The 14135-nt window shown below is 59.8% G+C and carries 14 protein-coding genes; 9 read left to right on the forward strand and 5 right to left on the reverse strand.

Features of this window, described 5'->3' with window-relative positions; all coding sequences use genetic code 11:
• Nucleotides 1-6: 6 nt before the first annotated feature.
• The 5 genes from pstA to IEQ42_RS13335 all read left to right on the forward strand — a co-directional run bounded on the left by pstA (nt 7) and on the right by IEQ42_RS13335 (nt 5725).
• Nucleotides 7-1677, forward strand: coding sequence for a phosphate ABC transporter permease PstA (gene pstA / locus IEQ42_RS13315; protein WP_210703820.1), 1671 nt, complete (start codon nt 7-9; stop codon nt 1675-1677).
• A gap of 93 nt (nt 1678-1770) precedes the next feature.
• Entirely contained in the window at nt 1771-2604 is an 834-nt protein-coding gene (pstB, locus tag IEQ42_RS13320) for a phosphate ABC transporter ATP-binding protein PstB (RefSeq protein ID WP_210703821.1), read from the forward strand.
• Between the two features lie 118 nt (nt 2605-2722).
• Complete coding sequence (gene phoU / locus IEQ42_RS13325) at nt 2723-3484, forward strand: phosphate signaling complex protein PhoU (protein ID WP_042561816.1); 762 nt, start codon at nt 2723-2725, stop codon at nt 3482-3484.
• A 176-nt stretch (nt 3485-3660) separates the two neighbouring features.
• Complete coding sequence (locus tag IEQ42_RS13330) at nt 3661-4620, forward strand: response regulator (RefSeq protein ID WP_210703822.1); 960 nt, start codon at nt 3661-3663, stop codon at nt 4618-4620.
• Nucleotides 4621-4828: 208 nt separating this feature from the next.
• Nucleotides 4829-5725: a peptidoglycan DD-metalloendopeptidase family protein gene (locus IEQ42_RS13335; protein WP_210703823.1), complete on the forward strand. Its 897-nt coding sequence runs from the start codon at nt 4829-4831 to the stop codon at nt 5723-5725.
• A gap of 115 nt (nt 5726-5840) precedes the next feature.
• Here IEQ42_RS13335 and IEQ42_RS13340 read toward each other — a convergent pair whose 3' ends face one another.
• The 3 genes from IEQ42_RS13340 to phoB form a co-directional block, all read right to left on the reverse strand.
• Entirely contained in the window at nt 5841-7181 is a 1341-nt protein-coding gene (locus tag IEQ42_RS13340; RefSeq protein ID WP_042561813.1) for a hemolysin family protein, read from the reverse strand.
• A gap of 122 nt (nt 7182-7303) precedes the next feature.
• Nucleotides 7304-8590, reverse strand: a complete 1287-nt coding sequence (gene phoR / locus IEQ42_RS13345; RefSeq protein ID WP_215729332.1) for a phosphate regulon sensor histidine kinase PhoR — start codon at nt 8588-8590, stop codon at nt 7304-7306.
• Between the two features lie 137 nt (nt 8591-8727).
• Nucleotides 8728-9417, reverse strand: a complete 690-nt coding sequence (phoB, locus tag IEQ42_RS13350; protein WP_007896474.1) for a phosphate regulon transcriptional regulator PhoB — start codon at nt 9415-9417, stop codon at nt 8728-8730.
• Nucleotides 9418-9568: 151 nt separating this feature from the next.
• On the opposite strand from phoB, the gene IEQ42_RS13355 reads away from it, so the two are divergent.
• Nucleotides 9569-9955: a COG4315 family predicted lipoprotein gene (locus IEQ42_RS13355; RefSeq protein WP_210703824.1), complete on the forward strand. Its 387-nt coding sequence runs from the start codon at nt 9569-9571 to the stop codon at nt 9953-9955.
• Between the two features lie 110 nt (nt 9956-10065).
• Here the strand turns inward: IEQ42_RS13355 and ubiA are convergent, their stop codons facing one another.
• On the reverse strand, nt 10066-10956 hold the full coding sequence (ubiA, locus tag IEQ42_RS13360; protein ID WP_210703825.1) for a 4-hydroxybenzoate octaprenyltransferase: 891 nt from the start codon (nt 10954-10956) through the stop codon (nt 10066-10068).
• Complete coding sequence (locus IEQ42_RS13365; protein WP_210703826.1) at nt 10956-11516, reverse strand: chorismate--pyruvate lyase family protein; 561 nt, start codon at nt 11514-11516, stop codon at nt 10956-10958. Before IEQ42_RS13365 ends, ubiA begins: the two co-directional genes overlap by 1 nt.
• 200 nt (nt 11517-11716) lie before the next feature.
• On the opposite strand from IEQ42_RS13365, the gene IEQ42_RS13370 reads away from it, so the two are divergent.
• The 3 genes from IEQ42_RS13370 (at nt 11717) to IEQ42_RS13380 (ending at nt 13520) form a co-directional block, all read left to right on the forward strand.
• Nucleotides 11717-11884 (forward strand): rubredoxin, encoded by a 168-nt coding sequence (locus IEQ42_RS13370; protein WP_007954349.1) that lies wholly within the window; start codon nt 11717-11719, stop codon nt 11882-11884.
• Nucleotides 11885-11905: 21 nt separating this feature from the next.
• Entirely contained in the window at nt 11906-13054 is a 1149-nt protein-coding gene (locus IEQ42_RS13375) for an NAD(P)/FAD-dependent oxidoreductase (RefSeq protein WP_210703827.1), read from the forward strand.
• Between the two features lie 190 nt (nt 13055-13244).
• Nucleotides 13245-13520, forward strand: coding sequence for an HU family DNA-binding protein (locus IEQ42_RS13380; protein ID WP_003213368.1), 276 nt, complete (start codon nt 13245-13247; stop codon nt 13518-13520).
• Nucleotides 13521-14135 lie beyond the last annotated feature (615 nt).

Raw genomic sequence — 14135 nt, forward strand, 5'->3', positions numbered from 1 at the left:
AAGTCTGTGAAACAGAACTCCCTGAAAGGATGGTTCAAGAGCGGCGCCCCAGGCGTCTGGATCAGCGGTGGCGCGGTGTCCATCGCGGTCATCATGACCATTGGCCTGCTGGCGGTGATTGCCGTGCGCGGTCTGGGTCACTTCTGGCCGGCGGATCTGATCCACGCCAGCTACGACGTGCCGGGCCAGGCCCAGCACCTTGTGGTCGGCGAAGTGGTGCAGAAAGAAGAAGTGCCCCGCGCCCGTCTGAAGAGCGCCGGTTTGCCGGTGCCGGACGCTGGCCCGGAATTCATGACGCGCGAGCTGATCAAAGTCGGCAACCGTGACCTGAACGGCAACGACTTCACCTGGATCGTCGGCGAGTGGCTGACTAACCAGACCACGCCGCCAGAGTTGATGGCAGTCGAGCGGCGCGAGTGGGGCAATTTCTACGGCTACCTGGTCAACGTCAAACAGGACGGCAAGGTCATCGCCGAAGGTGAAGCGGCCTGGCCTGAACTGCAAGCGCGGATCGACCGCGTCAATGGTCTGGCCGCGCAACTGAAATCGCTGGAAAAATCCGACATCGGCGCGATCAACGCAGGGCTGGAGCGCATCCGTCTGCACAGTCGCAAACTGGAGCTCGAAGGCAAGTTCGACGCCGCCGCGCAAGCCGACATGGAATCCGAGCGTGCCGAACTCAATGCCCGCTATCAAGACATCGAAGCGCGTCTGGCTGACCTGCATGCGCAGTTCAACCGCGACGCATTGACCGCTCGCGATGCCAACGGCAAAGAGATTCAAATCGATCTGGGCAAAGTGGTTCACGCCTACCAGCCGAACGCGATGAGCACTCTGACCAAGGTCGGTTTCTACTTCAGCAAGATCTGGGAGTTCCTGTCGGACGACCCGCGTGAAGCGAACACCGAGGGCGGGATCTTCCCGGCGATTTTCGGCACCGTGATGATGACGCTGATCATGGCGATGATCGTGACTCCGTTCGGCGTGCTGGCGGCGGTGTACCTGCGTGAATACGCCAAGCAGAACACCCTGACGCGGATCATCCGGATCGCGGTGAACAACCTGGCGGGCGTTCCGGCCATCGTTTACGGCGTGTTCGGTCTGGGCTTCTTTGTTTACGTGTTGGGTGGTTCGGTTGACCGCTTGTTCTTCCCGGAAGCGTTGCCGGCACCGACCTTCGGTACGCCGGGTCTGCTCTGGGCTTCGCTGACGCTGGCGCTGCTGGCGGTGCCAGTGGTGATCGTGGCCACTGAAGAAGGCCTGGCGCGGATTCCTCGCACCGTGCGTGAAGGCTCGTTGGCCCTCGGTGCCACCAAGGCTGAAACCTTGTGGAAGATTGTCATCCCGATGGCCAGTCCGGCGATGATGACCGGCATGATCCTCGCGGTGGCCCGTGCCGCCGGTGAAGTGGCGCCGCTGATGCTGGTGGGTGTGGTGAAACTGGCGCCTTCGCTGCCGGTGGATGGCAACTATCCGTACCTGCACCTGGACCAGAAGATCATGCACCTGGGCTTCCATATTTATGACGTCGGCTTCCAGAGCCCGAACGTCGAAGCGGCACGCCCGCTGGTATACGCCACGGCGCTGTTGCTGGTGTTGGTGATCGCGACGTTGAACCTGTCGGCGGTGTATATCCGTAACCACCTGCGTGAAAAATACAAAGCACTGGATAGCTAAAGCCATTAGCCACAAGCGGCAAGCTACAAGCCGCTTTTGCTCAAACTTGCAGCTTGCAGCCAGAAGCTTGCAGCTACGAACGGAGTGAGACCCATGCAGCACGAAACGCATACCCACGGCATCAACATGTCTGCCCTGGGCCGCGACAAGCAGAGCCTGAACCTCGAGCAGGAAACCGTTGCCATCGAAGTGCCGGGCCTGAGCCTGTACTACGGCGAGAAGCAAGCGCTGTTCGACGTCAGTATGAATATTCCGAAACAGCGCGTGACCGCGTTCATCGGCCCGTCCGGCTGCGGCAAATCCACGCTGCTACGGACCTTCAACCGCATGAACGACCTGGTTGACGGTTGCCGTGTCGAAGGCGCGATCAACCTGTGCGGCAACAACATCTATCGCAAGGGCGAAGATGTGGCCGAACTGCGTCGTCGCGTCGGCATGGTGTTCCAGAAGCCGAACCCGTTCCCGAAAACCATCTACGAAAACGTGGTTTACGGTCTGCGCATCCAGGGCATCAACAAGAAGCGCATCCTCGACGAAGCCGTTGAGTGGGCCCTCAAAGGCGCGGCGCTGTGGGACGAAGTAAAAGATCGTCTGCACGAGTCGGCACTCGGCCTGTCCGGTGGTCAGCAGCAACGTCTGGTGATCGCTCGCACCATCGCGGTTGAACCGGAAGTCCTGCTGCTCGACGAACCGTGCTCCGCACTCGACCCGATCTCGACGCTGAAAGTCGAAGAGTTGATCTACGAACTGAAGTCCAAGTTCACCATCGTCATCGTGACCCACAACATGCAGCAAGCCGCGCGGGTGTCCGACTACACGGCGTTCATGTACATGGGCAAACTGGTGGAATTTGGCGATACCGATACGCTGTTCACCAATCCGGCCAAGAAGCAGACCGAAGACTACATCACGGGGCGCTACGGCTAGTCGTACAGCTGCAAGCCGCAAGCTTCAAGCGGCAAGAAAGATGCGGTGCGATATCAGGACTTATACATAACTGCTTGAAGCTTGCAGCTTGAAGCTTGCAACTTTCGCGGAGCGAACAATGATTTCTAAAGAAGGCCTTACCCATCACATTTCCGCGCAGTTCAACGCCGAGCTTGAGGAAGTGCGCAGCCACCTCCTGGCCATGGGCGGGCTGGTCGAGAAGCAGGTCAACGACGCGGTCACGGCATTGATCGAGGCCGACTCCGGCCTGGCTCAGCAGGTGCGCGAGATTGACGACCAGATCAACCAGATGGAACGCAACATCGACGAAGAATGCCTGCGCATTCTGGCCCGTCGTCAGCCGGCGGCGTCGGACCTGCGTCTGATCATCAGCATCTCCAAGTCAGTGATTGACCTGGAACGCATCGGCGACGAAGCCACCAAGATCGCCCGCCGCGCCATCCAGTTGTGCGAAGAAGGCGAAGCCCCGCGCGGTTACGTCGAGGTTCGCCACATCGGCGACCAGGTGCGCAACATGGTCCGCGATGCGTTGGACGCGTTTGCCCGTTTCGACGCCGATCTGGCCTTGTCGGTGGCGCAATACGACAAAATCATCGACCGCGAGTACAAGACCGCCCTGCGTGAACTGGCGACCTACATGATGGAAGACCCGCGCTCTATCTCGCGCGTCTTGAGCATCATCTGGGTGCTGCGTTCGCTGGAGCGCATCGGCGACCACGCGCGCAATATCTCCGAGTTGGTGATCTATCTGGTGCGCGGTACCGACGTGCGCCACATGGGCCTCAAGCGCATGAAGGAAGAAGTTCAGGGCACAAGCGGCGAAACCGCTAATGTTCCGGGCGTTGCTGACGATAAGTAAGATTGCCTGAGAAAAGCGCCCGGCCCTTTGGCCGGGCGTTTTTGTTTCTGGTGCTTTTGAATCAATCGAATTAAAAAGCAGCACCCGCGAACGAAAAGTCCCGGCGTGACTGAAGAGTTTTGGCAATGTGCCATCAGCCAGCGTTATGCTTGCCGGGATTTTAATAGGGGTGTTGGATGAGCAAGATCAGTGTGTTGGTTGTGGACGATGCTTCGTTCATTCGTGACCTGGTGAAAAAGTGCCTGCGTAATTATTTCCCGGGGATCCGCACCGAGGACGCCATCAACGGCAAAAAGGCCCAGGCCATGCTGGCCCGTGAAGCCTTCGACCTGGTCCTGTGCGACTGGGAAATGCCGGAAATGTCGGGTCTGGAACTGCTGACCTGGTGCCGCGAGCAGGACAATCTCAAGACCATGCCGTTTGTCATGGTCACCAGCCGTGGCGACAAGGAAAACGTCGTGCAGGCGATTCAGGCCGGCGTTTCCGGCTATGTCAGCAAGCCGTTCACCAACGAACAACTGCTGACCAAGGTCAAGCAGGCACTGAACAAGGTCGGCAAGCTCGACACCCTGATGAACAGCGCACCGACCAAGATGAACTCGGCATTCGGCAACGACTCCCTGAGTGCCCTGACCGGCGGCAAGGCAGCGGTCATTGGTAGCGGCGCCCCGGCTGCGGCGGCGGTAAATCCGTTTGCCAAACCTGTCGCCGCAGCGCCTGCACCTGCGGCGGCCGCGTCGCGTGGCCTGCTCAACAGTCCGCCGGTCAAGGCACCTGCGGCTGCGTCCTCGCCTGCCAGCGGTCGCGGTCAAGGCCAATTGCGCCTGCCGAGCGGCACGCAGCAATGCGTGATCAAGGCCCTGAGCATCAAGGAAGCGCTGCTGGTAGTGAAACGCACCGACACCCTGCCGCAGATCCTCGACAGCGCTGTGCTCGACCTGGAGCAGGGTGACAACGCCGAAATCGCTCGCCTCAATGGCTATCTGCACGCCATCGTTGCGTTTGAGCAGAAACCTGACAGCGAATGGCTGCAACTGACGTTCCGCTTCGTCGACCAGGACGCGCAGAAACTCGACTACATCTCCCGCCTGATCGCCCGCGGCACGGCGCAAAAGCACTTCGTTCCTGGCGCGTGATCTCTCTCGCCTGACAGTCAGTCTTCGCGAGCAGGCTCGCTCCCGCTTTGGAATGCATTCCAAATGTGGGAGCGAGCCTGCTCGCGAAGGGGCCATCCCTTACGGCGTCCACTTTCCAGACTGGCTAATTTGAAACATCTCTCGACTACCCTGGTCTGTCTCACCTGCTAGGCTCTTTCCCAGGCCTTACTTCGACAGACTCTTGCCCATGCTCGCGCGACTGCTGTTTTTCTGTGGTTTGGCCATGGCCTCCAACCTGGCTGTGGCGATGACAATCTACAAATCCACCGATGCCAACGGCGTGGTCTCGTACAGCGACCGTCCGAGCAAAGGTGCGAAGGTGTTCGTGTTTCAGGACCGAATGGTCGAGCGCCTCGAGCGCCAGGTCTACCTCGACATCAAGAAACAGAAAGGCGCCGACGTGGTGTTCGTGCGCAACGACCTGTATGCGCCGGTTGAGATAGCGCTGGCGTTTACCGGGTTGAGCAACGTGCGTGGCGCGCCGACTCAAACCATTCGCCGGGTGCTGCCGGCGCGCAGCAATACGCGGTTGGCGTTGCTCAAAGCGGTGTCCGGCGGCCAGCCACTGGTGTATTCGCCGCAGTTTCACTATTCCCTCGGCGATCCTTCAGGAGCGGCCCAGGGCTATCGTTATCCGCTGCCGTGGCGCGGTGGACCGTTCCGCTTGAGTCAGGGTGCCAACGGCCAATACAGCCACTATGGGCCGAAGAACAAATATGCGATGGACATCGCCATGCCGGTCGGCACGCCGATCATCGCGGCGCGGGCCGGCGTGGTGGTAAAGACCGAGAATTCGCAGAGTGGGCGCGGCAATGATGCGTCCGGCAATTTCGTGCGGGTGCTGCATGACCACGGCACGATGGGAGTGTACCTGCATCTCAAGCAAGGTTCGGTGAGTGTGCGCGAAGGGCAGCGGGTGACGGTGGGCAGCCCGTTGGCGCTGTCGGGCAACACCGGCAACAGCAGTGGCCCGCACCTGCACTTTGTGGTGCAGCGCAACAGCGGCGCGGGGCTGGTGTCGATTCCGTATCAGTTCAACCAGCCGCTGGGGGCGATGCCCAACTTTGCGTTGGGCAAGCAGTAACGCGGTATCAGACCTGGCGCCTTCGAGATCAGGCTCGCTCCCACATTTGAAATGCATTCCAGGGGTGGGAGTGAGCCTGCTCGCGAAGCGATCGGCGCGGTGCAGGATCCGTCGATCAACCCAGCATCAACACCTTCGCCAGCACAATCTTCGGCCCTTTCATCTTCTTGATGATGATCCGCAAGCCTTCGACTTCCAGCACTTCTTCCTCTTCCGGCACCCGTTTCAGGGTTTCATAAACCAGGCCGGCGAGGGTTTCGGCTTCGATGTGGTCCAGGTCGATTCCCAGCAGGCGTTCAACCTTGAACAACGGCGTGTCGCCGCGCACCAGCAGCTTGCCCGGCTGATAGGCAAGAATGCCGCGTTCAGCCTTGCGGTGTTCGTCCTGAATATCGCCGACCAGCACTTCCAGCACGTCTTCCATGGTCAGGTAGCCGATGATGTTGCCATCAGCCTCCTCGACCACGGCGAAGTGCGAGCCACCCTTGCGGAACTGCTCCAGCAGCTGCGACAGCGGCATGTGCCGCGACACGCGCTCCAGCGGGCGGGTCAGCTCAGCCAGGTTGAACGATTCGGGAATGTGATCCAGCGCCGCCAGCTCCAGCAGCAGGTCCTTGATGTGCAGCAGGCCGACGAACTCCTGGCGCTCGCTGTCGTACACCGGATAACGGCTGAACTTGTGGCGACGGAACATCGCCAGAATTTCCTTGAGCGGCGCGTTGAACTCCAGAGTGATCAGGTCTTCGCGGGAGTTGGCCCAGTCGACCACTTCCAGTTCGCCCATCTCCACTGCCGAGGCCAATACACGCATGCCCTGATCGCTCGGGTCCTGGCCACGGCTGGAGTGCAGGATTAGTTTCAGTTCTTCGCGGCTGTAATGGTGTTCATGGTGCGGGCCGGGTTCACCTTGGCCGGCGATACGCAGAATCGCGTTGGCGCTGGCGTTGAGCAGGTAGATCGCCGGGTACATCGCCCAGTAGAACAGGTACAGCGGCACCGCCGTCCACAGCGACAGCAGTTCGGGTTTGCGGATCGCCCAGGATTTGGGCGCCAGCTCACCGATCACGATGTGCAGATAGGAAATGATGAAAAACGCGGTGAAGAACGACACGCCTTTGATGATCTCCGGCGATTGCACGCCGACCGCGCTCAGCAGCGGTTCGAGAATATGCGCAAACGCGGGCTCACCGACCCAGCCCAGACCAAGCGAGGCGAGGGTGATACCGAGCTGACACGCCGAGAGGTACGCATCGAGCTGGCTGTGTACGGTGCGCAGGATGTGCCCGCGCCAGCCGTTCTTGTCAGCGATGGCCTCGACCCGGGTCGAGCGCAGTTTGACCATGGCGAATTCTGCCGCAACGAAAAAGCCGTTGAGCAAAACCAGGATCAGAGCAAAAAGGATCATGCCGAAATCGGCGAATATTGATGCGAGGGACAAGCCAGGGGAAGGGTCCATGATGGAGTTTTGCGGGTTCCGTGTGATTCAAAAGAGATAAAAGCCGCGCCTGAAAGGCAGGCACAAGTCAGCCAATGTAGCGGCTGACTTGGCGATTGCCTAGTGGCGCGTGCCGGCCGGTATCACTCGGCGGCGCTGATCGCCCGTGCGTAAGCGACCTGAGCCGGGGCGAAATGGCAGGTGAACGTGCTGCCGTGGCCTGGCACGCTGCTGATCTCCATGCGCGCACGGTGGCGCAACAACACGTGTTTGACGATGGCCAGACCGAGCCCGGTGCCACCAGTGTTGGAGTTGCGGCTGGAGTCGACACGGTAGAAGCGTTCGGTCAGTCGCGGCAGGTGTTTGCTGTCGATGCCGATCCCCGAATCCTGCACGCTCAGGTGTGCGCCTTGATCGTCGCCCCACCAGCGAATGCGGATATTGCCCTCGGCCGGGGTGTACTTCACCGCGTTGAACACCAGATTGGAAAACGCGCTGCGCAGTTCCGCCTCGCTGCCTTTGAGCGACAGGCTGCTGTCGGCTTCCAGAGTGATGCGCTGGTTTTTCGAGCCGGATAACTGCTGCGCGTCGCTCGTAATCGATTGCAACAGCGTGTCGATCTGTATCGGTTGGTTGTCGGACGGGTAATCGGTGGCTTCCAGCTTCGCCAGCAGCAACAAGTCGTTGAGCAGCGTCTGCATGCGCCCGCCCTGTTGTTGCATCTGCTGCAGGGCGCGGCTCCAGCGCGGGTTCACTTCTTCGACGTTGTCGAGCAGGGTTTCCAGATAGCCGCAGATCACCGTCAGCGGCGTGCGCAATTCGTGGGAGACGTTAGCGATGAAGTCTTTGCGCATCTGTTCCAGCTGATGAATGCGCGTGACGTCGCGCACCAGCATCAAGTGTTCATTGTTGCCGTAGCGTGTGAGGTACAGCTGAATGCGCACGCGATCATTGGTCGGCGAGGGGATTTCCAGCGGCTCTGCGTAAGCGTCCTGCTCGAAGTATTCCTTGAAGCGCGGATGGCGCACCAGGTTGGTCACCGGTTGGCCACTGTCCTGTGGGGTTTTGAGCCCGAGCAGGGTTTCGGCGGCGCGGTTCCACCATTCGAGGTTGCCGTCGCTGTCGAGCATGATGACCGCGTCTTTCAGCGCGGCGGTGGACTCCTGAACCCGGTCGATCACCGCTTGCAGGCGCCCGCGCACTCGTTGGTCGCGGCGTTGCAGGTGATAAATGCTGTCGAACACTTCGCCCCACAGACCATAGCCGTCGGGCGGTGCTTCATCGGGTTGGTGCAGGCGCAACCACTCGTGCAGGCGCAGCAATTGCTTGAGTGTCCAGGCCAGGTAAATGCCCAGGCCCGCCGCGAGGCTCCAGCCGTAATAGCCGGTGATCAGGCCTATCACCAGACAGGCGGTGACCAGCAGCAGCATGTGGCGAATCAGGGTGCCATGCCAGTTTTGATTCACGGGGGCGTCCTTAGCCGCAGCTTCAAGTTTCAAGCTGCAAGCTACAAGTCAGAGCGGCTCGCTGTTTCTTGCCGCTTGTAGCTAGAAGCTTGCAGCTGTTTTTATGCTTTTGTGGAAAACCGGTAGCCGGTGCCACGCACGGTTTGTACCAGATTTTCGTAGGCGTCGCCGAGGGCCTTGCGCAGGCGTCGGATGTGCACGTCGACCGTGCGCTCTTCCACATAGACGTTGCCGCCCCAGACCTGATCCAGTAACTGGCCGCGAGTGTAGGCGCGTTCCTGGTGGGTCATGAAGAATTGCAACAGACGGTATTCGGTCGGGCCCATCTCGGCCGGTTTGCCGTCGATGGTCACGCGGTGGCTGATCGGGTCGAGCAACAGGCCGCCGACTTCGATTGGCGCTTCGCCATCGGTCGGGCCGGCGCGGCGCAGCACGGCCTTGAGGCGGGCAACCAGCTCGCGTGGGGAAAACGGTTTGGTGATGTAGTCATCGGCGCCGACTTCAAGACCCTGGATCTTGTTGTCCTCTTCGCCCTTGGCGGTGAGCATGATGATCGGGATGTCCCCGGTCAGCTCGTCACGCTTCAAACGTCGGGCCAATTCGATGCCGGAGGTGCCGGGCAGCATCCAGTCGAGCAGGATCAGGTCCGGCTTGCGGTCGACGATGATGGCGTGGGCCTGCTGCGAGTTCTCTGCCTCGAGGCAGTCATAGCCGGCCATTTCCAACGCCACGGCGATCATTTCGCGAATGGGCGCTTCGTCGTCGACGATCAGAATGCTCCTGCCAACCATGCCTTAATCCTCTTGTCATTTAACTGTCTTGCGCCGCATTAGATAACGGAATTATTGCAGTCGTGTGACAGTATTTCAGCTCGGGGGCGAATGTGCAGATCCTCAACTAAGCTTTCAGTCCGATTCCTGACAACCACAAGAGAAGGTTTCCATGACTCAAATGACTGTTTCCTTCAAGGCTTTGCTGATGGCTGCCGCCCTGACTCTGCCTGGACTGGCGATGGCTGCCGATCCGGCCATGATGAAAGACGGCATGATGGTCGACCACAAAGGCATGACGCTTTACACGTTCGACAAGGACGCTGGCGGCAAGTCGATGTGCAACGACGACTGCGCCAAGAACTGGCCACCATTGATGGCGCCGGCGGACGCCAAGGCTGACGGCAAATGGAGTGTCATCAAGCGCGATGACGGCATGATGCAGTACGCCTACGATGGCAAACCGCTGTACACCTTCGTGAAGGACGAGAAGCCTGGAGACATGACAGGCGACAAGATGAAAAGCGTCTGGCACGTCGTTCGCGAATCGCAGAAATAACCGCGATTCCCTGTGGGAGCGAGCCTGCTCGCGAAAGCGCTGTGTCAGTCAGCAAATTTGTGAACTGATCCACCGCTATCGAGCTGGCTCACTCCTACTGGGTCTGTGGCTCAACGCAACGCGTAATCCAGCACGATCCCGACAAAAATCGCCAGCCCGGCCCAGTGGTTGTGCAAAAACGCCTGGAAGCAGCGCATCCGGTCCTTGCTGCGGGTGTACCAGAACTCCCACGCATAGCAGCCGGCGGCCACCAGCAGACCGAGTTGAAACCAGATCCCCAGCTCAAATTTCGACCCGGCCAGTAACAGGCATCCCAGCGACAGCGCCTGCAAGGTCAGGATGATCACCCGATCCGCCTCGCCAAACAGAATCGCCGTGGATTTCACGCCGATCTTGAGGTCGTCATCGCGATCGGTCATCGCGTAATAGGTGTCGTAAGCCACCGTCCACAACAGATTGGCGATCCACAGCAGCCACGCCGCCGCTGGCAACTCGCCGGTCTCTGCGGTGAAGGCCATCGGCATCCCCCAGGAAAACGCCGCGCCCAGTACCACTTGCGGGTAATAGGTGTAGCGCTTCATGAACGGATAGGTGAAGGCCAGCGCCAGACCGCCCAGCGACAACCAGATTGTCGGGGCATTGGTGCACAGCACCAGCAGGAAACTCACCCCCATCAGCAGCGCAAAGAACACCAGCGCCTCTTTTGAGCTGATCCTGCCGGCTGCCAGAGGCCGTTGCGCGGTGCGTTTGACATGGCCGTCGACCTTGCGATCGGCCCAGTCGTTGATCACGCAGCCACCGGCGCGGGTCAGCACCACACCGAGAACGAAAATCACCACATTGGCCAGCGACGGCGAACCCTTGCCGGCAATCCACAACGCCCACAAAGTCGGCCACAGCAGCAGATAAATGCCGATCGGTTTGTCCATGCGGGTCAACTGAATGAAATCCCAGGCACGCGGGTTCAAACGGTTCAGGGACTTGAGCAGGCTCTGGTACATCAGCAGTTCTCCGGATGGGCGCGTGCGGCATCCCACAGGCTCGGCAAGAAGATTTCCGCAACCAGCACGCTCAACGCGCCACGGTCGAAACGCGAACGACGACCCCACAGCTCGGGCGCCCGGGCGGCTGGCGGCAGCCATTGTTCCGGGTAGTGACAGACTTCGATGGCGCGGCGCTGGAAGGCCTGATCGCAAAACAGCAGTTCGCCCAGCGAGCGGCTGCCCAACTCATCCATGTGCAAACCATCGCCCTGCAATGCATTGCGCGATGCCACGCTGCGGGCGAACACCCACGCTTGGCCATGGCCGCGCAAATACACCTCGCGCACCCAGCCTTCGCTGCCTTCTGCCAGATCCAGCGCGGCGCATTCATCGCCGCGCAAGGTGTCCCAGCCTTCGAACAACGGCGTCACGCTGAAGCCATCGTTGGACAGACGGGTCAGGCGGCGGGTGAGGGAGCCTTCGTCGAACAGCCAGTCGAGGGTCGAAGAGTCGGGGAGGGGCGTCAGTCGGCTTTGGGGCAGCCAGAGCGGGGCCGGGGAGGAATTTGTCTGTTGCACAATGAGTCATTATTGGCCGCAAATGAGGCGGCGAGCTTACCATGGCGAGCATCGACATTGATTGATCCGGGTCGCCGTTGCGCCGAACAGGCTTGCATCTGCCCGGCTCCATCAGTACAAAACGCCCTGAGCCGGATGGCAGCGCAACACCCATCGACCATTCGCGCCGGCAAAAGCCTGAATCCTGAGGAAGTACCTGAATGAAGAAGTGGCAATGTGTGGTCTGTGGCCTGATCTATAACGAAGCCGACGGCTGGCCGGATGACGGCATCGCGCCGGGCACCCTGTGGCAGGACGTGCCGGAAGACTGGCTGTGCCCAGACTGCGGCGTTGGCAAGATGGACTTCGAAATGATCGAAATCAACTAAGAAAAACTGAGGAAGCAAGGCATGAGCGCACCAGTCGTCATCATCGGCACCGGGCTTGCGGGCTATAACCTGGCCCGCGAGTTTCGCAAGCTCGACAGCGAAACACCGCTGCTGCTGATTACCGCCGATGACGGTCGCTCCTACTCCAAGCCGATGCTCTCCACCGGTTTCGGCAAGAACAAGGACGCCGATGGCCTGAGCATGGCCGAGCCGGGCACGATGGCCGAACAGTTGAAGGCCGAGGTGCGTACGCACACGCGCATCAGCGGCATCGACGCGGGCCACAAGCGCCTGTGGATCGGCGAAGAAGCCGTGGCATATCGCGACCTGATCCTCGCCTGGGGTGCAGAAACCGTACGCGTGCCGATCGAAGGCGACGGTGCTGATCGGGTGTTCCCGATCAATGATCTCGAAGACTACGCACGTTTCCGCGCGGCAGCGGCTGGCAAGCGTCGGGTACTGGTGCTCGGTGCCGGGCTGATCGGCTGTGAATTCGCTAACGATCTGATCCTCGGTGGCTACGAGGTGCAACTGGTTGCGCCGTGCGAGCAAGTCATGCCGATGCTGCTGCATCCAGCGGCCGCGGCCGCGGTGCAGTCCGGGCTGGAAAGCCTTGGCGCAAAATTCCACCTCGGCCCGGTGCTGGCCCGTCTGCACAAGGTCGCCGATGGCCTGGAGGCGCATTTGTCTGACGGTCAGGTCATTCCCTGCGACGTGGTGGTTTCGGCCATCGGCCTGCGCCCTCGCATCGATCTGGCGGCGGCGGCCGGCGTGCAGGTCAATCGCGGTGTCGTGGTTGATCGACAACTGAAAACATCCCACGCCAATATCTATGCCTTGGGCGACTGCGCCGAGGTCGACGGGCTGAATCTTTTGTACGTGATGCCCCTCATGAGTTGTGCGCGCGCGCTGGCACAAACCCTCGCAGGCAACCCGACGGCGGTGAACTACGGCCCGATGCCGATCACCGTTAAAACTCCGGTCTGCCCATTGGTGGTATCGCCGCCGCCACGGGGCAGCGAAGGGGTTTGGACCGTCGAGGGGCAGGGCGCCGACATCAAGGCCCTGTGCCACGGCGTCGACGGTCAGTTGCTGGGTTATGCCCTGACCGGTGCGGCGGTGATGGAAAAACTCGCCCTGAACAAACAGCTTCCGGCCCTGCTGGCGTAAATACCGGTCGTTCTGTCGGAATCACCCAGCTTTTGCCCCTACAAAGGTCGCGGGGAGACTGGCGCCGCCCGTATCCGCGTGCCATTCTCACTCCCGTCTGCCGCAGCGTAGAGCCTGCGGCGCCTTGGGCGCTGTTCCAACGAGAACAGCACGGACATAACAACAAAAAACCGTCAAAGGGGCTTCACTAATGCGTAAACCAGAACTCGCCGCTGCAATCGCTGAAAAAGCAGATCTGACCAAAGAACAGGCCAACCGCGTGCTCAACGCCGTTCTCGAAGAAATCACCGGCGCTCTGCACCGCAAGGACAGCGTCACGCTGGTGGGCTTCGGCACCTTCCTGCAACGCCACCGCGGCGCCCGTACCGGCAAAAACCCGCAGACCGGTGAGCCGGTGAAAATCAAGGCCAGCAACACTGTTGCATTCAAGCCAGGCAAGTCGTTGAAAGACAGCGTTAATCCTTAATTGCGGCGAACTCCCTGAATAACGGGAGAACCGCAATAAAAAATGGGCACACCGATTGCGGTCGGGTGCCCATTTTTTATGCCTGCCTGTTTGTAATGGCACAGCAATAATAAACGCCGCGTAGCTGATTGCGTTTGCTGGCTATCGATCTTCGTCACACTTAAATCAATACCCCTATATATAAAAAGCCATCACGGTGATGGCACTTTCACGATTGTTGGTTGTCTCGCTGTGAATTGTTGAAACAACACCAAGGTCTTTCGGAATCATCCTACATCCAAATTTTTCAAAACCCGCCATTCTCGTCAGCCCCGGTTTACGGCGATCGGCGGAAATTGGGACGATCGCTCTAAATCAGGCTTTTCAGGGGTTTTGTACGGGTATGCGCATATAAACAGGGCATCGGGGATTCTCTGACTGAATATAGGGAAACCTCCTACAACAAACAAAGAACACTTCGTCTTGTTGTTTAATCAGATGCTTGCTAGGGAAGGTCTGAAGTACCCACCGATTTTTGAGGCCCTCGCTGCTTGAGGTTCAAAAAATCCAAGTCGGCCGAAAAACAGACCCTTCTTGTCTTTAATTCACGGCTCTTTCCTCTGATCGTGCTGTTTC

Source organism: Pseudomonas iridis (genome assembly GCF_017980685.1).
GTDB classification, from domain to species: Bacteria; Pseudomonadota; Gammaproteobacteria; order Pseudomonadales; family Pseudomonadaceae; genus Aquipseudomonas; species Aquipseudomonas iridis.